The sequence below is a fragment of the Enterobacter sp. A8 genome (assembly GCF_004296595.1).
Lineage (GTDB): Bacteria > Pseudomonadota > Gammaproteobacteria > Enterobacterales > Enterobacteriaceae > Enterobacter > Enterobacter cloacae.
Map to the genome: position 1 here is coordinate 890,070 of NZ_SCMF01000001.1, position 22,347 is coordinate 912,416.

16 protein-coding genes are annotated in these 22,347 nt (G+C 57.0%); 5 read left to right on the plus strand and 11 right to left on the minus strand.

Annotated elements, in window-relative coordinates; genetic code table 11:
* Positions 1-4: 4 nt before the first annotated feature.
* From tagF to EQV24_RS04215, 6 genes are read right to left on the minus strand one after another with little or no spacing between them, the layout of a single operon-like run.
* Positions 5-721: a type VI secretion system-associated protein TagF gene (gene tagF / locus EQV24_RS04190; RefSeq protein ID WP_013096179.1), complete on the minus strand. Its 717-nt coding sequence runs from the start codon at positions 719-721 to the stop codon at positions 5-7.
* Between the two features lie 16 nt (positions 722-737).
* Positions 738-4,358: a type VI secretion system membrane subunit TssM gene (tssM, locus tag EQV24_RS04195; protein WP_061771443.1), complete on the minus strand. Its 3,621-nt coding sequence runs from the start codon at positions 4,356-4,358 to the stop codon at positions 738-740.
* A gap of 2 nt (positions 4,359-4,360) precedes the next feature.
* Positions 4,361-5,599, minus strand: a complete 1,239-nt coding sequence (locus EQV24_RS04200) for a DotU family type VI secretion system protein (protein WP_013096177.1) — start codon at positions 5,597-5,599, stop codon at positions 4,361-4,363.
* A 17-nt stretch (positions 5,600-5,616) separates the two neighbouring features.
* Complete coding sequence (tssK, locus tag EQV24_RS04205) at positions 5,617-6,960, minus strand: type VI secretion system baseplate subunit TssK (protein WP_062857082.1); 1,344 nt, start codon at positions 6,958-6,960, stop codon at positions 5,617-5,619.
* Positions 6,961-6,985: 25 nt separating this feature from the next.
* A complete protein-coding gene (gene tssJ, locus EQV24_RS04210) occupies positions 6,986-7,489 on the minus strand; it encodes a type VI secretion system lipoprotein TssJ (protein WP_013096175.1) in 504 nt (167 codons plus the stop codon).
* A gap of 23 nt (positions 7,490-7,512) precedes the next feature.
* On the minus strand, positions 7,513-8,007 hold the full coding sequence (locus EQV24_RS04215; protein WP_058678610.1) for a hypothetical protein: 495 nt from the start codon (positions 8,005-8,007) through the stop codon (positions 7,513-7,515).
* An 862-nt stretch (positions 8,008-8,869) separates the two neighbouring features.
* Between EQV24_RS04215 and EQV24_RS04220 the strand changes: the two genes are divergently transcribed.
* Positions 8,870-11,158: an FdhF/YdeP family oxidoreductase gene (locus EQV24_RS04220; RefSeq protein WP_130626229.1), complete on the plus strand. Its 2,289-nt coding sequence runs from the start codon at positions 8,870-8,872 to the stop codon at positions 11,156-11,158.
* On the opposite strand, the gene EQV24_RS04225 is transcribed toward EQV24_RS04220, so the two are convergent.
* Positions 11,124-11,915, minus strand: a complete 792-nt coding sequence (locus tag EQV24_RS04225; RefSeq protein WP_130626230.1) for a PhnD/SsuA/transferrin family substrate-binding protein — start codon at positions 11,913-11,915, stop codon at positions 11,124-11,126. The two genes, EQV24_RS04220 and EQV24_RS04225, sit on opposite strands and share 35 nt — an antisense overlap.
* Positions 11,908-12,879, minus strand: coding sequence for a fatty acid desaturase (locus EQV24_RS04230; RefSeq protein ID WP_130626231.1), 972 nt, complete (start codon positions 12,877-12,879; stop codon positions 11,908-11,910). Before EQV24_RS04230 ends, EQV24_RS04225 begins: the two co-directional genes overlap by 8 nt.
* Before the next feature lie 164 nt (positions 12,880-13,043).
* On the opposite strand from EQV24_RS04230, the gene EQV24_RS04235 reads away from it, so the two are divergent.
* Positions 13,044-14,024 carry a helix-turn-helix domain-containing protein gene (locus EQV24_RS04235; RefSeq protein WP_020690861.1) on the plus strand — a complete coding sequence of 327 codons (981 nt, stop codon included), beginning with the start codon at positions 13,044-13,046 and terminating at the stop codon, positions 14,022-14,024.
* A gap of 78 nt (positions 14,025-14,102) precedes the next feature.
* Entirely contained in the window at positions 14,103-15,113 is a 1,011-nt protein-coding gene (gene gap, locus EQV24_RS04240) for a type I glyceraldehyde-3-phosphate dehydrogenase (protein WP_130626232.1), read from the plus strand.
* Positions 15,114-15,154: 41 nt separating this feature from the next.
* Here the strand turns inward: gap and EQV24_RS04245 are convergent, their stop codons facing one another.
* Positions 15,155-16,342: an MFS transporter gene (locus EQV24_RS04245; protein ID WP_013096167.1), complete on the minus strand. Its 1,188-nt coding sequence runs from the start codon at positions 16,340-16,342 to the stop codon at positions 15,155-15,157.
* Positions 16,343-16,457: 115 nt separating this feature from the next.
* Here EQV24_RS04245 and EQV24_RS04250 point away from each other — a divergent pair, with 115 nt between their 5' ends.
* Complete coding sequence (locus EQV24_RS04250) at positions 16,458-17,414, plus strand: AraC family transcriptional regulator (RefSeq protein ID WP_130626233.1); 957 nt, start codon at positions 16,458-16,460, stop codon at positions 17,412-17,414.
* 13 nt (positions 17,415-17,427) lie between these two features.
* Here EQV24_RS04250 and EQV24_RS04255 read toward each other — a convergent pair whose 3' ends face one another.
* The gene (locus EQV24_RS04255) at positions 17,428-18,807 is read right to left on the minus strand and encodes a carbohydrate porin (RefSeq protein ID WP_130626234.1); all 1,380 of its coding nucleotides are present in this window, start codon (positions 18,805-18,807) and stop codon (positions 17,428-17,430) included.
* A gap of 94 nt (positions 18,808-18,901) precedes the next feature.
* Positions 18,902-20,260: a glycoside-pentoside-hexuronide (GPH):cation symporter gene (locus tag EQV24_RS04260; protein ID WP_130626235.1), complete on the minus strand. Its 1,359-nt coding sequence runs from the start codon at positions 20,258-20,260 to the stop codon at positions 18,902-18,904.
* Positions 20,261-20,625: 365 nt separating this feature from the next.
* On the opposite strand from EQV24_RS04260, the gene EQV24_RS04265 reads away from it, so the two are divergent.
* Complete coding sequence (locus EQV24_RS04265) at positions 20,626-22,311, plus strand: alpha,alpha-trehalase (protein ID WP_130626236.1); 1,686 nt, start codon at positions 20,626-20,628, stop codon at positions 22,309-22,311.
* Positions 22,312-22,347 lie beyond the last annotated feature (36 nt).

The window sequence follows — 22,347 nt, forward strand, 5'->3', positions numbered from 1 at the left end:
CTGCTTATTCAAACATAGGCGGATAAAGACCGTGACGGCCTGGTCGGGCGCCGCCAGCCGGATCGAACAGCAGCGTAAAGAGCTGCCCGGTGAAGTTTCCGCTGTGGACGTGGGTGTAGAGCGGGTAGCCGTCGCAGCGGTTGGTCCACCAGTAGCTGGTCTGACGAAGCGGGTCAAAACACTCCGCCGCCTGAGGCCAGCCCAGCGTGCTCTGGCCGTCTTCGTCATAACCAATCACATCAAGGATGTCGGAACGCTTCTGCGGCTCGACGGGCTGCGGCGCCGGAATCGACATCAGCATCTCATCCAGCTGCGAGGCGGAAAAACTGTTGCGCACCGCATGCAGCCCGAGACGGCCAATCTGCTGATACCAGCTTTCAGCCTGGCTGAGCAGGTTGGTCGACCACTCTGACGGGGCGAAGCTGAGCTGAATGCAGATCGGGTACTGTCGGCCCACGCTATCGCGGCCCGGCAGCAGGCAGCCCATCTGGATCATCTGGCTGCCCAGCATCGGCGGGACAACAAAGTTCCACACCGGCGCCTTGTTAAACTGGCGTTCGCCGCTGCGCTGCTCTTCCTGTTGCCAGGCCAGCAGGCCGACCTGAAACCAGTGTGACCACTGACGCTGTAGAGTGTCAGGAAAGCGACGCTGCAAAAAATCTCCGGCGCTGGGTAATTTGCCATACCAGCTGTAGCGGTTCATCGCAGGGGTATTCGTCATACGGCTGTCCTTGCGGTTATGGGCATGAGAAACGAGGAAGCTGGAACGGATTGCGAATGCTGTTCGGCGCAAACTCCAGCGTGACCTGATGGCCATCGACGTTGAACGTGGCCTGACGGCTCAGACTACCTGCCCCAGGGCTGGTGCGCGCTTTATCGAAGAAGCGGTTCAGGGCCCAGGCGCCGTTGGTTACCAGCGTCGCGGTGCTGCCGTTGGCCAGACCCAGCTGCATACGCACCTGGTTGGTGCCGCCCGGCCCTGGCCAGTTCATGATCTGCACCGCCTGTGGACCGTGGCTGTAACGCAGCAGTTGGCCGTCAACGTCCAGCGTCAGGTTAAGAATGGTGTTATCCATCCGCACGGTACGCACCGTCACCTTGAAAGAGGGGGTCGTCGCACCGTTAGCAAAGAAGGCATCGCGAATGGACTGGGCCTGCTGGAACGGTCGCAGCAGTCCTTCACTTCCCGGCAGCGTTTTCCCGTCGATCCCCGGCATAAAGCGCCAGTTCGCCTGAGTGGTATCCACTTTGTTGGTCAGGTTGTCGCGAAAGAAGGTATCCATCAGCCCGGTACCCGGCGCAAACATGCGTGCCAGATCGTCCGGCGTCACCTCGGTGCTGGCGCTGCGCACCAGCGGGTAGCGACCGGCAATTGCCTGACGGCAGAAACCGCCCACTTCGACGTTAATGCGCTTACGGACGTTTTCCAGATCGCGACGCTGGGTATCACTGCTGGCCCCCACCGCCATGTTGCTGAACATGGTTTGCAGCCCGCCCGGCAGACGCCCGGCGCTGGCCTGCAGACGGCTGATTGCTTCACCACCCGGGGCTGGCATGCCGCTGTTGGCAGCGTCCTGCACCGCGGTCAGGTAACGATACAGCTCATCCACCTGCTTGAGGAAATCATCAAAGACGATGGTCTTGCCGCCCTTCTCCAGCGGCTGAGCCAGCTCGATCATCGGCGCGTAATGGTCGGTCACCAGCTGTTCAGGTGCCTGCGTCACTACTGCCCCCTGCGTCGGGGCATTGTCGTTATTGCTGAACAGCGCTTCGAGCGTACGAGTGGCGCGGTTACTCTGGTCTTGCGCTTTCCCCGCGTCCTCCGGCGCTGGCGCGTTGCGCGACAGCGTCAGCACCTGGCTCAGGTTCTGCACCAGACGGCGCAGCGGCGAGTTTGCGCCGGAGAGCAGGCGCGCCGTGTTGATGCGCTGCGAGAGATCGGCGCTGTTGTTAAGCTGAATGTCGGCGAGGAAACGATCCCAGTTAGCGATAAAGTCGCGCATGTAGAGCTGACGCACGGCGTTATCGATCTGCTGCTTGTCTTCCCCGGAGGTGGTCGCGCCCAGCACCCAGGCATCATCTTCATGCAGCGCCGTGGTCACGCTGTCAATCTGGCTGTTAAAGCTCTTCCAGTAGCCGTCCGGGGTATAGAGCCCCGGCACGCCTTCGCTCACCGGTTTGCCGCTTTTGCGGGAGAACACCAGTTCGCTCTGCGGGCCACCCAGGTCGGACAGGGAGACCGGCTTCAGGTTGTCGTCATGCTCCAGCAGACGCTTCAGACGCCCATACACGCGGGTGGAGAGCGGCTGCTGGTTGATGAGTGCCCTCTCGCGAGCCACCAGCGCTTCGTCCTGAGCATACGGCGAGGCCTGAATTTTTGGCTCCAGCAGCTGCGTCAGGTGCCACTCCAGCTGTTGCAGCTGCGCCTGCGTCACGTTCTGCGGCAGATTACGCTGCAAATTGAGCATCACCCAGGAATGCAGGAATTTGCCGTCGTAGTGTTTAGGCTGATACAGCATCTGGTAGGCTTTCAGCGCCTCGTAACTGTATTCCACGTCGCTGCCGTTGTCGTTGCGCAGCCAGGTGGTGATATGCATCGCCACGGCGGGCAGCAGCATCTGATCCAGCGCTTTCTGATACAGCGACTGAGAAGCATCGCTGACGTCATCCCCGCGATAGAGCCCCATACGGCGGGAGACCGGCGGGTCGTTGACATCGAAGGCCTCGCTTTTCGGCAGATCGACCAGGCTGTTCAGCAGCGGCAGGAGCGCGAACAGATCGCGCTGAGGCTGATTCTGTAACGCTTTACTCTGCTGCTCCAGCTGCGGGACTTTAGCGTCCACCTCTTCCAGATAGGCCTTATTTTTGGCATAGCTGGTCAGCCACAGTCCGCCGAGGATCACCAGCAGCGCCAGCAGCGCCGCGTATCCGGACCAGATCACCGCGCGGTTGCGCAGTTCCCACCAGCGGTTTTCACCGGCAATACCGGCTTCCTGGAAAATGACGTTTTGCAGCAGGTTTTTAATGAAGAAGCTCTGCCCTTTTGCACCAGGGATCGGCGCCTCTTTACTGACCGAATCCCACTTCTCTGCCTCTGCCCCTTCCGGCAGTGACAGGGCGCGGTTCAGTTCACCCATGACGCGGTCGAACGGCATGCCTTCCTGGGTGCCGCTGGCGAAGTATATTCCGCGTGGGGAGAACTCGGTCTCAAAGTTAGAGCGGGCAAAGACCGTGCTCAGGTAGTCTGCCAGCAGCGGGCGCAGCGCCGCGAACTCCTGCGGGAAGAGATACGCTTCGGCACGGGTTTTGGCGTCATGCTCTTTCAGCATGGTCTCCGGCAGCCCGGCGTCCAGACGCTGCTGCAACAGCGAGAACTCCTGGTGGAAGTTCCCCATCAGGTCGAAATCGGCGTGTTTGGTCTGTTCCCACGGCAGCGTGAAGCCCCAAATCTGGTCGCGCTGCGCTTTGTCGTAGTCAGCAAACCAGGCGCGGAAGCCTTTAAGCAGGTCCGCCTTGGTCACCATCACGTAAACCGGGAAGCGGATACCCAGCTGTTCATGCAGCTCAGACAGCCGCTGGCGCAGGTTGACCGCCTGCTGGCGCGCGGCTTCCGGGGAGAGCGTCAGCAGATCGGAAATGCTGATGGTGATAATGACGCCGTTAATAGGCTGGCGGCGGCGATACTTACGAAGCAGGCCGATAAATTCCAGCCACTCCCCGGCATCCTGAACCTGCTCGCTCTCCTGAGTGGTGTAGCGCCCCGCGGTGTCCAGCAGGACGGCTTCGTTAGTGAACCACCAGTCGCAGTTGCGGGTGCCGCCAATGCCGCGCAGAGCGGTTTTACCGAAGCGATCCGCCAGCGGGAATTGCAGGCCGGAATTGACCAGCGCCGTGGTTTTACCAGCGCCCGGTGCGCCGATAATGACGTACCACGGCAGCTGGTAGAGATATTGCGTACTGAAGCGCTGCGTCCACTGGGCACCGTGTCCCGCTTTGCTGAAGTGGGCTTTTTTCAGCATTTGCGCCGCTTCATCAAAACGTCCGGCGAGGATCTGCTCCTCGCTGTTCAGCCGCTTCTGGGGATCGGCCGCGTCCGGTTTGGCGGTGTTTTCATTGAGCTTGTCCATCAGCTTGCGGTTCAGCCAGGCGTTGTACAGCCGCGGCAGAATATGCCCCTGCGCCCAGAGCAGATAAACCACCGCAATACTGATGATGCGGTTTTGTTCAGATTCGAGCGGGCGGGTATCCACGATGGATAACAGTGGACCAATCATCCAGATCACCGCCGACAGCGCGGTAACGCCCAGGAAGCTCCACAGAATGCGATTGGTCAGTATGGAAAGAAGAGTCGTCAGCATCCTTAGTTTCCTTGCGGCAATCCGTTCAGCTCAGCCTGCGTATTTTCAGGCGACACCAGCAGAGTTATTTCCACACGGCGGTTACGGGCGCGGTTTTCAGGCGTATTGTTTGGCGCCACAGGATTGATCTCTCCCCGCCCTTCCGCTTTCACGCGGTCAGGCTGCGAGAGGCTTCCCTGCAACATTTTTTGCACGGACCGGGCGCGATCCAAAGAGAGTTCATAGTTGGAGGCGAAGCGCGCACTGCGAATTGGCACGTTATCGCTGTAGCCCACCACCAGAATTTTGCCGCTGACGTTGTTCATCGCCTGGGCAATCCGGTTGATAACCGGCTCATAGCGGTCACGCACCACGGTAGAGGCAGAAGCAAACAGCCCGTCTCCTTTCAGGATCACCACGCTGCGATCCGCTTCATCCTTCACCGCCACCAGACCGGCGTCGATTTCCGGCTTCAGGAAGCCACGCAGGTTGAGCACCGCAGGCAGTTGACGCGCAGGTTGCTGAATGGTGGTTTCAGGCAACTGAGACTGGTAAATCTTCGCCAGTACCGGGTTGGTGTTGTCGCCAAGACGCCAGTTGAGAATGATGTAGAACAGGCAGGCGATAAACCCGGCCAACGCGACACAGGCCCACAGCGGCACCATCGGCCGCCACAGCTTGCGCAGCACGGGACGATCTTCCGGGTGTGGAGAGAGCGGTGCCGGATAGCTGCCGCGCACGCCACGGATCATCTGCCACAGCCGCTGCTTGATGGTTTCCAGCTGGGTGCGGCCATTATCCAGAACCCGATAGCGCCCTTCGAAACCGAGCAGCAGGCAGTAGTTGATCATCTCCAGCAGGAGGATATGTTCACGCGGGTTCTGCGACAGACGCGCCAGCAGCTGGAAGAACTTTTCGCCGCCCCAGGTTTCGTTATGAAACGTGACCAGCAGACCATTGCTTGACCAGACACCGCTGCTGCCCCAGGGGGTCAGCGCCGCGGCTTCATCCAGCGCCGTGCAGAGGCAATAGCGCGCCCCGACGATCACCTCATACGCCAGCCCTGCCTGCTGGCAGCGGACTTCAAAACGGCGAATCTCGTCGATCAGACGCTGGCGCAGTGCCACCTGATCGTCATGAGACACCGAATGACGGATTTGCGGAATCGCGTTGAGCAGCGGATTGGCGGCCGCCACCAGCTGATTGTTGCTACTGGCTCCGGTAAACGCGGCATCACTGCCGGTATCCTGTCGTTCCTGCATATTAAGCGCTCGCTTTATTATTCAGTCGGGCTACGGATGGCCCAAAACTCCATATCAAGACCCGGGAACTCCCCTGCGAGATGCAGGGCGAATGCACCGGACTTATCCATCTCGTGCCACAGCTCGCTGCCCTTCTCCAGTTCAAAGTAGCTGTAGCCCGCATGCCATGGGATTTGCGGCGGCGCAACCGGCATGGCGCGCAGCATAATGCCCGGCAGCTGTAACTGAACCAGATCGCGGATTTTCGACACCGGCGCGACTTTCATCTGGGCAGGGAAATGGGTTTGCAGGTGTTCGCCCGGCACGTTGGCTTTCACCGCCAGGACGAAGCCGAACTCGCGCACCATGCTGGTCTCCGGCACCGTGGCGATGTTCAGGCCATGGGAGCGCTCGTTCAGCGGCAGCTGAATGGCCTGATCTTCCATCACCAGCGACAGCCCCTGACGCAGCATCAGCATCAGCTTGCTGAAGCATCCCGCAAGGTCGTCGTGATCGTAAATCGGCAGCACGCTTTCGGCGGTGCGTTGCGAGGTCCAGGTGGCAAGCTCCGTGGCAAACGGCAGCCAGCTGCGCCAGAGCGTTTCCGGGTGCAACAGCGGGAGCGTTTTTAAATGGGAGACTTCGCCCAGGTGACGGTTAATCAGCGACAGCAGCGTAAATTCGATCAGCTCTGAGGTGTTAAAGCGGCCAGGCTGGCGCAAACGCCCCCCAATCTGCTGGCTGCGCTGCACCAGCAAGCCGTGGAGATCGTTGACCATGCTGTAGAGTTGCGGGCTGTTGCAGGCGTTCAGCATCGGCGGAATGTAGCTGCTATCCAGACGCACATGGTTGTCGTTGCGCTTTTCCGCGACAAACGCGATGCCAATCGCTGTCCATTCGGCCGTCAGATCTTTTTCCAGCATCAGGGTCAGACGTAAACGGCCAAACTGCACCGTGGCATCCCCCACCGACATGGCGTTATCGTCTTCCACTTCCTGCTCGAAGGCGATGAAACGCGCCAGTGACGCGGGCTCTTCGCTGAAAATAACCTCTTCACGCTCTCCCCTACGTACCGGCAGCGCGAGCACCACCTTTTCGTTGGTGAGATTGTCAGGAATTTTCAGCGGGGCCGGGCCATTGCGCCCGTTGCGAACCTGGAAAAACGTACCGTCGGGTAGCACACCGCTGGCGTAGCTCAGGGCAATGCAGCCCTGGCGAAGCATCGCTTCGTCCAGTTCAACGTCGAGGAAGCCCCAAAGATACGATCGCTGCAGCGCACCCCATTCCCGAACGTGGTTGAGCAGATAACTTTCTGTCCGTTGAAAATGGTGTGGACGCAGGAACATGCCTTCGGTCCAGACGACCTTCTCTGCTTTGGTCATGATAGGTTTCCTGTTTTTAAGCGCGTTACTGGCTGATGACCCGGATGCCATTTATGTCGAGAAAGACATTGGCCTGGAGTTCATCGGATGACCATTTCCAGAACTGGTAGAGATGGTTTTCGCCCGGAACAGGCAGTGGGAGTGAGACACGCCATTTCTTTCCATCCAGCATCTGATATTCGGCCATAACACCGATATAGCGCGCCTCGGGTGAGCTTTGTCCGCTAAGGGTTTTCGAAAGCTGGCCCGGCATCAGGAAGAAAACATCGCTGTTCAGCAGATTCGCGCCAAGCGTGGCTGACGCGTTGTTCTGCAGGGAATAGAAGTCACTGGACATGAAATCCGCATCGGACTTCAACAGCAGCACTCTGACTTTAAGCGGCGCAGAATCATTGATTTGTGGATGAGCCTGAAACTGCAGATTGTAGCGGGAGGGGTCGCTGTGTGAAGACGACGAACAACCACTGACCAGGGCGAATATCACCGCGTAAAAGACGAACCACAGCTTATGAAAATTTTTATTATTCATAAAAATACGCTCAGAAAAGCCGTTTAGTTCAGGATCCAGGTACCGTTAGCGCTGTCTTTGCAGGCTTTGCTGTTACCATCGACATCGACACAGGTCGCTTTTTTACGCGCCTTAGGACGAATAGCCTGTTTACGCACGGTGGCTTCGTACTGATCGGCTTTGATTACCGCACGCATTGGAACGTAACCAATCAGCTGGTCTTGTCCTTCATCGGCAAGCGCCATCCAGTAGTGTTCAACCTGCCCCAGCACCACGTAGGTTTTACCGGTGACAAGCGTACTGACCACTTTCCCACCGAAATCAGGGCGGCTCATCAGGGAGGCCGGATACATGGCACGGTATGGCTCGTTAACCTGAGTGAACTCAGCAGGAGGCGTGATGGCATGACGGTGGGTTAAGGTGACGCCGTTGACCTGGCTGGTCACGATCGTATCGTCGGTGACCACAGGTTTCTGCGGCGCTTTACAGCCCGCCACCGCCATTACAAACAGAAGTGAAAACAATACGCGCATTTTCATATGCTTTTCCGTAGCGATATTTCGATGATGAGATAAAGGGGATGAAGTTTGACTTAAGTGCTATCGTTAAAATAGCCAGGATATTTTCGGGGCGTTACTATTATTCGGACATAGCTACCGCACGAGCCCTTCAGAATAAGGCCCAGCGTCTTCCTGACATATTTTGACAAACGGTAAACAAGTTTACATGAGCTTGTCACCAATTCAATATTTCCTTCCTCACAACTGCTGCTTAATGAAGCACCCGACTCATTATAGGATTAATCTGAGAAAAAAAGCTTACTTTGCTGAATTTGTCTTATTATTACGCGTTCCTCTAACACAAACCATTGAATGAGAAACAAAAAAAATCAAAAGAGAACCATTGTCATTAACGCAATACTGCTATTATCGCCACTACCATAATTAGTAGAATGGGGATTTTTTCAGGGGGAGTATGAATATATCTTCCATGAATTATTTGTTGCATTGATAGCGTATCTTTAATAGCGATGACTTTTCCGCCCTGAATTAAGACAATTCATAGACGATGAAAAAAATTAATTTTACGGCGCAAAATAACCTGATGCCTTTAATCCCTGAGAGGCACGATTTACACCACCCGCAGTGAATTAACAGTTAAGCAGGACTACATCTTTATTCCCCGGCGCATTGTTCACTTTATCGCCTTCAGCATCGTCGGGTAAATATATTGCAGGTTCCCCTGCCCGCCTTTCGTTTGAAATTTTACTGTCACTAACATTGTCGCCTTCACGCCACCCTGGTCAGGACACATTATCGACATGATAAAAATTTGTTATGATTTCTTTAATTTTTCTCAGCCGCATCATGCACGACCGGCGGTCTAACAGGGTAATCTGGAATGAATAACAAACGACGTGCCGTTCCCGGCATCAGACCTTACGACGGCCCTGCAGGCGGCTGGGGAGCATTAAAAGCGACGGCAATTGCCGTGCGAACACAGATGGATGCCCTGGATGCTCCCGCCACGCTGTTGCGCACCAACCAGCCTGACGGCTTCGACTGCCCGGGCTGCGCGTGGCCAGACAAAGAGCATAAATCCACATTTCAGTTCTGCGAGAACGGGGCAAAAGCGGTCACCTGGGAAGCCACCAGCAAACGGGTGACCCCTGAGTTCCTCGCTCATAGCACCGTTACGTCGTTACTGGCAAAATCTGACTTTGAGCTGGAAGGATACGGGCGCCTGACCCATCCCCTGCGCTATGACCGGGCAAGTGACACCTTCCGCCCCGTTGAGTGGGAGGATGCCTTCGAACGCATCGGCGAGGTTCTGCGTGGGCTTGAACCAGACCAGGTGGAGTTTTATACCTCCGGCCGCGCCTCCAACGAAGCGGCCTGGCTGTTCCAGCTTTTTGCCCGTGAGTACGGAACCAATAATTTTCCCGACTGCTCCAACATGTGTCACGAAGCCACCAGCGTCGGTTTACCGCGCTCTATTGGTATCGGAAAAGGCACCGTCTCGCTGGACGATTTTGACAAGACGGAGCTGGTGATCTCCATCGGGCATAATCCCGGCACCAACCATCCGCGTATGATGGGCACTCTGCATGAACTGGCCCGCCGCGGCGTGCCGATCATCGTCCTGAACCCGCTGCGCGAGCGCGCGCTGGAACGGTTTGCCGATCCCCAGAGCGTGATTGAGATGGCGACCTACAGCTCTACCGACATCGCCTCTACCTACTTTCAGGTTAAAGCCGGGGGCGATGCCGCCGCGCTAAAAGGCATCGCCAAACACCTGCTGCAAATGGAAGCCGGGCGCGGCAACGTGCTCGACCACGCGTTTATCGCTGAACACACACAGGGCTTTGAAGACTTTGCGGCAGACATTGCGCAAACGAGCTGGGACGCCATTGAGCGCGAGTCCGGGCTGAGCCAGGCGGCGCTGAAACAGGTTGCCGATGCCTACGCGAAATCGAATGCCACCATCATTACCTACGGCATGGGCATTACGCAGCATAATAAAGGGACTTCCAACGTCCGCCTGATCGCCGATGTGCTGCTGCTGCGCGGCAATATAGGAAAGCCCGGTGCGGGGATCTGTCCGCTGCGCGGCCACTCTAACGTTCAGGGAAACCGTACCGTCGGGATAAGCGAGAAACCAACTCCGGCATTTCTGAACCGTCTTAAGAAGGTGTTTGGCTTTGAGCCGCCCTCTCACCATGGCCATGACGCAGTACAGGCAACCCAGGCCATGATTGACGGTCGTGCCAGAGCGCTTATCTGCCTCGGCGGCAACTTCGCGGTGGCGATGCCCGATCACGAAAACGGCTTCCCGGCGATGAGTAAGCTGGATCTGAGCGTGCACGTTGGCACCAAGCTGAACCGTACGCACCTGCTGGTGGGTAAAGAGACCTTCATTCTCCCCTGCCTTGGTCGCACGGAACTGGATATGCAGGCCAGCGGACGTCAGTCCATTACCGTTGAAGATTCCATGTCGATGGTTCATGCCTCCTCAGGCAAGCTGAAACCCGCCTCTCCTCTGCTTCGCGCCGAACCGGCTATTGTGGCCGGCATGGCGAAAGCAACCCTGAAGACAACCCGCGTGGACTGGATGCACCTGGTTGCGGATTACGATCGCATTCGCGATCTGATTGAGCAGACCATTCCGGGCTTTGAGGACTATAACGCGCGGATCCGGGTACCCGGTGGATTCCGTATGCCGCTGCCGCCCACGAAACGTATCTGGCCGACGGCGACGGGCAAAGCGATGTTCTCGGTATTTGAAGGGGTCAATGAAGATGCCAGCGGTGAAGGCGATAACGTCCTGCGTCTGATCACGCTGCGCAGTCACGACCAGTACAACACCACGATTTACGCTCTCGACGACCGCTACCGGGGCGTCTTTGGCCGTCGCGACGTGCTGTTTATGAATGAAGCGGATATGGCGCAGTCAGGACTGGAGCACGGCGACCGGGTGGATATCGAAACCGCCCTGCCAGGCAGCGCTCAGCGTCTGGAGGATATCACTGTGGTGGCGTATGCCATCGCCCCGGGCTCGGTCGGGGCCTACTATCCTGAGGCTAACGTGCTGGTTCCGCTCGACTATCTGGATAAAGAGAGCGGCACGCCGTCGTATAAATCGGTGCCTGTCCGCCTCACCCTGCGCTCGAAAGAGATCCGTCCGCTGTAATCCCGGTTAACACAGACCAGGCCTCACGCGCCACGACGCTAAACCCGCCGATAAACAGCGCATCACACACGCCCCGGTATTCCGGGGCGCTCACCAGCGTGGTTAGCGCATCACGGATGGCATGAAGCGTTTCGGGGGGAGTGCCGGACGCAGTGATCAGCGGCAGTCCTGGCGTGAGGGGCGTCTGGTCAATCACAGTTAGCTCCGCCAGCAGGGTCGGTTCATGCCGCTGCAACAGCGCATACGTCACGCAGTCGATCGCCGCGATATCCCCTCCCCCACGTTTTACTTCGATCAGCGACTGGCGATGGCTGCCGCTAAAGATAACCTGTGAGAACCAGGCATTTAACGCACGTGACGGCACGCGTTTGCGCAGCGCATTGTAGCCAGACTGGGAATCGGGCGCGTTACATACCACCCGCCGTCCGCGAAAATCAGCCAGCGTGCGGTGTTTATCCTCATCACGTACCACCAGAAAACTGCAGTAATTTATCCCTTCGCAGCCCGGTACCCGGTATTGAAAACAGCCGACGACCTGCACCTCCGGCAGTTGTGTCATCAGCGGGTAGCCGCAGGTCTGGCTCAGGATAAGATTAGGCTGCTGCCAGTGTGCCAGCAGATCAGGCTCAGGCCTGCCGGGAATAAGCTTCTCCACCGGCAGACCACGCGCCACCAGCAGACGCTGGACGGCCCGCCACAGGGCAAGAGTATCGGTACTATCCACCGCATACATCGGAAACGCCAGCCGGTTACTCATCTCCTTCCTCCTGTTGACGCCAGGGATGTACGGTGACGTCCACCGACGTTTTCCAGAACCGTCGCATCCATTCGCCATACCCTCTGACCAGAAACCCGTGGTTACGCTCCCGGTACGCCTGCTGGTTTTGCAGGTAGATCGTCTTCAGCCCGTACCAGGGCACGCCGGGTAAATCATGATGTATTGAATGGTAGTTAAGATTTAAAAACAGCACGCGCCAGAACAAGCCTGCTTCGTTAATCACCGAACGCGCCAGCGGGTCGTCCGCCGCGCGATGTTCCAGAAAAGAGCGTACTTTTGTCAGCGCCAGCGCCGGGTAGCTTACCGCCAGCACAAACCAGAGCGGAGAGAAACCGTTGTGCATCATCCAGGTAAAAAGCAGCGCCAATAACGCTATATGCACAAGCCACATCACCATCGCACGCAGTTGAAGATGGCGAAACGCCGCCACCGCGCTGCCCAGCGTCTGGAGAATATCCAGCAGCGGCGCCAGCAACAGTCGCCCGGTAAAGGTGTTTCGGGCGTGGATCACCCGCTTCTGCCAGGGCGACAATCGCGCCCAGCTCGCCTGCGTAAAGTAGTATGACTCCGGGTCATCCACCGGAATGGTCAGATGGTCATGACGATGGTGGGCCAGATGAGAGTCCCGGTACAGACCATACGGATACCAGACCGCCAGCGGCAGCGTGCCAAAGAGCTGGTTCAGCCACACGAAACGCGTGGGATGGCCGTGGATCAATTCATGCTGAAGGGACATATACCAGGCGGTAAACCCAATCAGCAACAGCGTGGCAGGCAGCAGACCGAGGGTGTGCCAGAACGCCAGCGTCGAGAACCAGCCGCCATAAATGGTGGCGATCAACAGCCACGTGGGCAGTTCGGTTCGCCAGAGAAACCCCGAGGCGAGATGGTGAATTTGGTCGCGTTGCTGCGGATGTAAATAGAGGGAGCTTCGTTTACCCATTCCTTCAGAGCCGTTTCGCCAGAGATAATATGCTGACGATCCGGGATAACGCCTGAAATAACAAAGAACTTAAATCACTTTGCTTTGCCAGAAAGGCGCGTAGCGCCCGTTAACCCCCTTGCCCTCCGCTTGACTTATTTTGCAATAAAGGTACTTTTCAGGACATGAAGAAGATCCTGATTATTGTTCCTGACGGCGGCATGTTGTTTGAAGCCGCCGGCATCGCCGACATTCTGATGCAGGCCAACCGCCTGCACCCGGGAGGCCTTGCGCAGCCCTGCTATCGCATCATCATCGCCACGACCCAGCCGCACCAGGTGATCCACGGCCAGTCCGGTCTCAATCTGCTGGCAGATTATCGCCTGCCGGAGCTGGATCCCCGTGAGCCGCTTGATACCATCATCATTACCGGGCGCGGCATGAACGAGCAGGAGAGCACCGCCGTGGTGGACTGGCTGCATCTTGCAGCCCCCCATGCGCGGCGGATCGCCTCCATTTGCGGTGGCGCAATGCTGCTGGCCCAGACAGGTTTGCTTGACGGCCGTCGGGCAACCACCCACTGGCGGCTGCTGGAAACCATGCAAGCGCAGTACCCCACCATCCGTGTTGAGGGGGGGCCGCTCTATATTCAGGATGGCCCTGTCTGGACCTCCGGTGGCGTGAGTTCCGGCTTTGATCTGACCCTGGCGCTGGTGGAAGACGATTATGGCTTCAGCCTCGCGCGCGACGTGGCGCAGGATATGGTGATGTATCTGCGCCGCCCGGGAGGACAGCTACAGTTCAGCCGCTATAACCTGTCGCAGTCCGGCTCCTCCGGCCCCATCAGCGAGCTGCAAACCTGGATCCTGCAAAACCTGACGGCCGATCTGTGCGTCGAAAAGCTGGCGGAAAAAGTAGCCATGAGCCCGCGCAATTTCACCCGGGTATTCACCCGCGACACGGGGGCGTCTCCGGCACGCTATGTGACCGAAGCGCGCCTTGCCGCAGCCCGACAGTTGCTTGAACAGACCGACGATCCGCTGTCCGTTATCGCCGAGAAAAGCGGATTTGGCACCAGCATCAACCTGCGTCGCGTATTTGAAAAACAGCTCCACCTCACACCCGGTGAATACCGTCAGCGTTTTCACTGCCGCAAAATGGCGTAATGTGATCCTTTTTTGTCGTTTACGCCATCCGGCCTGAAGCCTACAGTGACTCCAGACAACAGAGATAAGGAGTGCATTATGGTTAAGGTCGGCATTAACGGTTTCGGCCGTATCGGACGTAATTTCCTGCGCGCGGCGCTGGGCAATCCGGACCTGCAGATTGTGGCGATTAACGATCTGACGGACAGCAAAACCCTCGCCCATTTGCTTAAGCATGATTCCCTGCTCGGCACGCTACCGGCACCCGTTGAAGCGGCGGAAGGCGCGCTGAAGGTTGACGGCCAGCGCATTACCGTCTTTAGCGAACGCGATCCGGCGAATATTCCCTGGCGCGATGCGGGCGTTGACGTGGTAATTGAAGCGACCGGTTTCTTCACCGAGCGCGAAAAAGCGCTGGTGCATATCACCCACGGTGGGGCGAAGCGCGTCATCATCTCCGCGCCGGGTAAAAATGACGATCTGACGGTGGTGATGGGCGTTAACCACGAGCAGTACGATCCGGCTAAGCACGTGGTAGTAAGCAACGGGAGTTGCACCACGAACGGCCTGGCCCCGGCTGCTCAGGTCCTGCATCAGCAGTTTGGTATTGAGCATGGCCTGATGAACACCACGCACGCTTATACCAACAGCCAGGCGCTGCACGACCAGCCGGAAAAAGATCTGCGCGGCGCACGTGCAGCAGCCCTGTCGATTGTGCCGTACTCCAGCGGTGCCGCGAAGGCACTGGGGAAAGTCATCCCGTCTCTGGACGGCAAGCTGACCGGCTATTCCCTGCGCGTACCGGTTCCGGTGGTCTCGATTGTGGACTTAACGGTGACGCTGAGCCGTGACGTTACGGCCGAAGAGGTGAACGATGCGTTCCGCAAAGCCGCGGCCAGCGGGCCACTGAAAGGCATTCTGGGATACAGCGATGAACCGCTGGTCTCCAGCGATTATCAGGGCGACCCGCGCTCTTCGATTATTGACGGTCTCTCCACGCTGGTAATTGGTGGTCGGATGGTGAAGATCCTGGCGTGGTATGACAACGAGTGGGGCTTCTCTAACCGCCTGGTGGATCTGGCGGTGCTGATGGATAAGAAAGGGTTGTAAGGTTTAAGCCGGGTGGCGCTTGCGCTTACCCGGCTAATAATTCACTCCGCCTTAACCTTCACGCCCATCAACACAATCACCATCGCCGTTACCAGCAGGAAACCGCTTCCGGCAAAGACGCCGCTGGCGCCGTTGAGGTCAAATACCGCCCCGCCCACGGCAGCACCGGCGCTGATTGCCAGCTGGATAGAGGCTACCAGCAAACCACCTGCGCTTTCGGCTTCATCTGGCACCGTCGTGGCAAGCCAGGTTGACCAGCCCACCGGAACCAGACCAAACGCAAAGCCCCACATCGCCACCAGCAATCCATCCAGTATCGCCAGATGACCAAACGCCACCATGGTGAGTGCCAGCACGCCCATGGCGAACGGTACCAGCGCCAGCGTCAGGCGCAGATTACGCGCCAGCAGATGTCCGGCTACGGAGGTACCGATAAAGTTGGCTATCCCAAAGCCCAGCAGGATCAGCGAGATGCTCTCCACGCTTGCCTGCCCCACCGTTTCAAGGAACGGACGCAGATAGGTAAAGAAGGCAAAATGACCGCTGAAGATCAGAATGGTCGCCAGCATTCCACCGATCATTCCCGGACGACGCAGCACGCGGAACAGTGTGCCCAGGCTGCCGCTGCTCTCCGGCTTCATTGACGGCAGTACCCAGAGCTGCCACAGCAACGCCAGCATGCTCGGCAGAATGCAGAGGATAAAGACGTTACGCCAGCCAATCAGGCTGCCAAGATAGCTGCCCAGCGGGGCCGCGACCACCGTGGCGATCGACACACTGGAGAAGATCACCGCCAGCGCTTTCGGCACTTTATCGGCAGGCACCAGACGCATCGCCGTGGCGGTCGACATCGCCCAGAATCCCCCGATGGCAATCCCTAACAGCAGGCGTCCCATCAGCAGTACGTGCAGCGTGGGTGCAAAAGCCACCAGCAGGCTGGAGACGATTTGCAGCACCGAGAAAAACATCAGTACCCAGCGACGGTCGATACTTTTGGTCGCCGGGGTGATCAGCAATCCGGTGACCAGCGCGACCAGCGCGGTGGCGGTCACCGCCTGCCCAGCCATCCCCTCCGTTACGCCCAGGCTTGCGGCCATGGGCGTTAACAAACTGGCGGGCAGGAACTCCGCCGTGATCAAACCAAACACCCCCAGCCCCAGTGAATAGACGGCCCGCCAGGCGGGTTTTGCAGGCACAACAGCCTCTCTCGCCGCGACACATGAACTCATCTGTTGATCTCCCGTTATGAAAATGTGACAACTGTCGCAAAAGGATAGAGTGTTCACCCTGGACGATCTATGACATATAATCTCCACTTATTGATTATTCGTCCGGAGTTTTGCCATGACCGCTCAGTCCCCCGATCTGATCAGCGAGCTGTTGCGCGGAATGCGCCTGTCGGGCGTGAAATACCGCCGCATTGAAGCCAGCGCGCCTTTCGGCGTGGCGTTCCACCAGGCACCGGGCAAAGCACAGTTTCATTTTGTCAGCCGCGGCAGCGCCCTGCTGCGTATGGAGAGTGGCGCAACGTTCACCTTAAGCGGCGGCGATGCCCTTTTTATTCCGAACGGTAATGCGCACGCCCTGCTGTCTGACGAGAAAGCAACCATCACGCCGGTTAGCGCGTTTCCCAGCGAGCCTATCTGCGGCTCGGTCTGCGCCATCACCTGCGAACCCTGCCCGGACAGCGAGAACACCGTGATTTTCAGCGGATGCATGGACTTTGAACTGGGCGGAATGCAGCCGCTAATTAAAGCGATGCCGGAAGTAATGATGGTGAGCCGGTTGATGTCCACCTGGCCGGAGATCCACCCGCTGCTGGCGGCGATGGAGCGCGAATCCATGACGCGTCAGGCCGGATTCGCCGGGATCCTCGCGCGGCTGGCGGACGTAGTGGCGGCGCTAATCGTGCGGGGCTGGGTTGAAGGAGGCTGCGGAAAAGCCACCGGCTGGGTCCAGGTACTGCGTGACCCGCGTCTGAGCCGGGCCATTTACGCCATGCACCAGCAGCCGGGTCTGAACTGGAGCGTGGCGGATCTGGCAAAAGAGGCTGGCACCTCCCGCTCGGTGTTTGCGGAACGTTTTCTCGCCGCAACGGGCACCACCCCGGCGAAATACCTCAGCGAATTGAGGATGCGCCTGGCCATTCATTACATTCGCCATGAAAATCAGCCTATTGAAACGGTCGCGCTGCGCCTGGGGTACGGATCCCTTGCGGCGTTTAGCCGGGCGTTCAAGCGAATAATCGGCCATGCGCCGGGCACGCTGCGGGAGACCAGCCAGACCCCGGAAGAGGCCTGACTGGCGCAGGACATCAGAAGTAGTATTTGAAGCGCACGCGCCCGCCATAGCGATCGTCGTTACGGTCATCGCCGTCATTCGGATGTGCTTCAACCCAGGAGGCATACGCACCAAGATAGATATTGAAATTCTTCATCTTCATGACGTTCGGGATCAGGTACGACGCATGAATGGTGTGAATATCATAATCACCGGGATCGGTCACCCAGCAGTCGCCATCACAATCCGCATTAAAGTTGGCGGTGTTGAAATTATCGATCTGGTTATGCGCGTAGATATAGCCCAGCTCAACATTGCGCCATAAGGCATTCACGCCCGCGGTGAAATCCGTCTCGTCGGTAGCATCCATGTAGGCGGTATTCAGGTTCGCCACGATACCGTCATCCGGATCGGTTTTTTGCCCGTTCCAGGTCATGGTAAAGCCATAGCCGGTGCGGTCAGACTGGTCGACCCATCTTCCGGACGCATCGTGGTAGCCGTAGGCATTGTTGACGATGTTGCTCTCCATCGCGATGGCGGTCGAGAAGTTTCCTTCCTGCCAGGCAATCACCGGACGGACGTAGGCGACGTTTTTATCGTTATCCAGGTCCATGCCATGATACTGCTGGTCAACAAACAGCGAGCTGCCGTCTTCCAGCAGCGTGTTAACCTCGAGATACCAGTTGCCCAGGGTTTTACTCAGCAGGAAGTTACCGCCGCTGTCGCTACGCCCCCGCCCCTCTTTCATCATATAGATATAGCCATAGCCATCGCCGTAGAGATCGTTAGCGGTGTTGCCGGAATATTCAACGAAGGTATCCTGGTTAAGCGGGAACATGTCATAGGCTTCAAAGCGGCCAACTTTTACCTTCCAGTCGTTTTCCGTGCCAAAGAAGAAGACCGCGTCATCCAGGTTCATTTTGCCCGTTAAGTCCGCCAGCGGCTGTACGGAGAAACCGGCAAAATTGCCATTTTCCATTCGCTTATAGCCGTCAAACCCCAGCAGCAAACGCCCGTTAATATCCCAGCGTTCATGGTTACCGGGTGCCCAGTCTTTATTGGCTGTCGTTTTCATGGACGTTAAACTGCCGGTCTTGCTGGCCGCATCCATATTAAATTCAACGTCACCATAAAATTTAATATCACCGTAGCCGGATAACGTAAGCTTAGGTGCCGTTTGCGCTGTCGCAGGCTCTGTGGATTCAACCACCACAGGATTTGCAGCTACCACGGGATGCTGCTGTTGCTCAAGAACCTGAATTTGTGCTTCTGCCTTTGCTGCCCTTGTTTCGGCCTTTTCGAGGCGCGCCTCCAGTTGCGCCAGTTTATCTTCCAGACGTTGGGTATCATTTGCTGCCATTGCTGCGGTAGAACAAAACGCACTGACGAGCAGTGCAATATTTTTCACTTTCATCGACTCCATCCTCGTGAGTTAATCATTATTTCCTGACGGACACAGAGAACCTCACCGATAATTCAAATGAATTATCGGCTTACTGCTTCAACTATTAAGAGTTAGCGAATTCGCCTTTGTTTAAATCACTCACCACGCCATTCATGACGTTTTCAGTTAATTTATAAAATTTGATCGAGAATGCGGTGAGTAAATAAAAGAGTGAAGGGATTAACGTGAACAATAAAATAACGCCCTGAATGGCGGATTCTGACTGTACGGTACTGTTCGACTGGTAATTAAACCAGGCCAGCACCCAACCCAGAATAGCACCACCGACGGCGACACCCAACTTAATCACGAAAATATTGGCCGCAACATTCATACCTGTAATACGACGTTGGGTTTTCCATTCACCGTAATTATTTGCATCAGTGATCATTGACCACTGCAACGCGCCGTTACCGCCCTGGACAATCTGAATGAGCACATGGGCAATCAGTGGAATGACCCAGAACTCCAGCGGCAGCCAGAAGCAGGCCACGCCTAACGCAGCGTTGAGAATATTGATCCAGAACGAGAGTTTAACCTTGCAAAAACGGGTACCGAACGGCTGCGCCAGAACCGAACCAAACATCGAGGCCAGCATCCCGCCCAGCATAAAGAACGAGATGACGTCAGCCCCCTTGTTGAGAACAGTGTTCACGTAATAGACCACTGCGCCACCGCGGATCACCACCGCCACCAGCATCATAAAGTTGTAGATCGAGAGAATGCGCCACTGATCGTTACGAAAGAGGATTTTAACGTCCCGGGCGATGTTCAGATTTTCCTCTTTGATCGGCTGGACACGCTCTTTGGTGGTAACAAAACAAATGATAAACATCACGCAGCCGATTGCGCCAAAAAGCGCCATCGCCACCTGGATGCCGGTCGCCCTGTCGCCGGGGTAGAGATAGTCCGCCAGGGGCAGAATCAACGCGGTGCCGAGCGCCCCGCCAATTGGCGTAATGGCAAAGCGCCAGGACTGCAACGAGAGGTTTTCATGCGGATCGGACGTCAGCGCCGCCCCCAGAGAACAATACGGGATATTTATGGCGGTATACATCAGGGTCATAAATATATACGCGCCAACGGCATAATAAATTTTCCCGGTTTCAGTAAAATCAGGTATGGAATATACCAGCACGCAACTCACCGCAAAAGGAACGCATATCGCCAGCAGCCAGGGACGAAAACGTCCCCAGCGAGTGGATGTTGCATCGGCAATCGCTCCCATAACGGGGTCGGTAATGGCATCTAATAAGCGGACCAAAAGAAACATGGTTCCCATTACGGCCGGGGGTAAGCCATAAATATCCGTGTAGTAATACGCCAGAATGGCGACCGAGGAGTCAAAAACAATATGACTCGCGGCATCTCCAAGGCTGTAGCCTATTTTTTCCCGGACCGGAATTTTTTCACTCACTGACATCACGTTACTCCTTATTGATGAAACCGGTTTCTGCTTTGGCAATAATTTCGCCTGAGCGCAACGAGGCGATCCATTATGTTTTTTCACCATGAAGTTATGTTTTTTGCTTTATGTGATCGGGATAATTAAAAGAAAGCCTTTATCCGGAAAATTATGCGTAACGGATCGCAATTTATTTTCTCGCCTACAGCCATTCACAATATCAATATTTCAGCCGCGCCACCGGGGCATTAAACGCAACGGTAAATTGTCTGGATTTGTGCAAAGTGCGATGTTCGACACGCGAAGCGCGGAATATTCGACTAAGGTTTTCTGGTGAATGATTACAGCGTGACCGCTGCTCAGCGAAATAAGGAGAAGCACCGATGATAACACCTCAAAAGCTGCGCCCTCGCCTCTTACCTCTGGTTCTGGGCAGTGCGCTGCTCGCGGTTGCCGCGACAGGCAACGCGGAAGAGATGAACTCTGGCCAGACAAATTCACCGGATATCTTGCTCGGCCCTCTCTTCAACGATGTCCAGAGCGCCAAACTCTTCCCCGATCAAAAAACCTTTGCCGATGCCGTACCGAAAAGCGATCCCCTGACGATCCTGGCCGACTACCGCATGCAGCGTCGTCAGTCCGGGTTTGATTTACGCCATTTTGTTGATATGAACTTCACGCTTCCCGCGGAAGGGGAAAAATATGTTCCTCCTGCGGGGCAGAGCCTGCGTGAGCATATTGACGGGCTGTGGCCTGTGCTGACGCGTACCACCGATAAAGCCAGTAACAAATGGGATATACTCCTGCCCTTACCGAAATCCTACGTCGTGCCGGGCGGGCGTTTCCGCGAGGTCTACTACTGGGACAGCTATTTCACCATGTTAGGGCTAGCGGAAAGCGGCCACTGGGACAAAATCAGCGATATGGTGGACAACTTTGCCTACGAGCTGGATACATGGGGGCACATTCCGAACGGCAACCGCAGTTACTATCTGAGCCGCTCCCAGCCGCCATTTTTCTCGCTGATGGTGGAACTGCTGGCCACGCACGACAGCGAGGCGCTGAAGAAATACCGTCCGCAGATGGAAAAGGAGTACGCCTACTGGATGGAGGGCGCAGATGCGCTGCAGGCCGGAGAGGCCAACAAACGCGTGGTGAAGCTGGAGGATGGCTCGCTGCTTAACCGCTACTGGGATGACCGCGACACGCCGCGTCCGGAGTCGTGGCTTGACGATATCACCACCGCCAAAAGCAACCCTAACCGCCCGGCAACCGAAATCTACCGCGATTTGCGCTCTGCGGCGGCCTCAGGCTGGGACTTCAGCTCCCGCTGGATGGACGATCCGCAAAAGCTGGGCACCATCCGCACCACCAGTATTGTGCCGGTGGATCTGAACGCCCTGATGTTCAAGATGGAAAAACTGCTCGCCCGGGCAAGCCAGGAGAGCGGCGATGCCGCCAGCGCGAGCAAATATGAAGCCCTGGCCACGGCGCGCCAGAAGGCGATGGAGAAGTATCTGTGGAACGATAAAGAGGGATGGTATGCGGATTACGACCTGAAGAGTAAGAAGGTGCGTAATCAGCTCACGGCTGCAGCGCTCTTCCCGCTGTATGTGAAGGCCGCGGCACAGGATCGCGCGGATAAAGTGGCTGCAGCGACGTCCTCACGTCTGCTGAAACCGGGCGGCATCACCACCACCACCGTGAACAGCGGCCAGCAGTGGGATGCCCCCAATGGCTGGGCGCCACTGCAGTGGGTAGCCACGGAAGGGTTGCAGAATTATGGACAGGACAAGGTTGCGATGGATGTCACCTGGCGCTTCCTGAAAAATGTTCAGCATACCTACGATCGCGAGCAGAAACTGGTGGAGAAATATGATGTCTCCTCCACCGGTACGGGCGGCGGCGGCGGTGAGTATCCGCTACAGGATGGATTCGGCTGGAGCAACGGCGTGACGCTGAAGATGCTGGATCTGGTCTGTCCGAAAGAGAAACCGTGTGACAGCGTGCCGCAGAATCAGCCTGCGGCGAATGATGAGGCTGCGCCGGTGAAAAGTACGGCGCAGTAAGTGAACAATGCCGGGTGGCGCTAACGCCTACCCGGC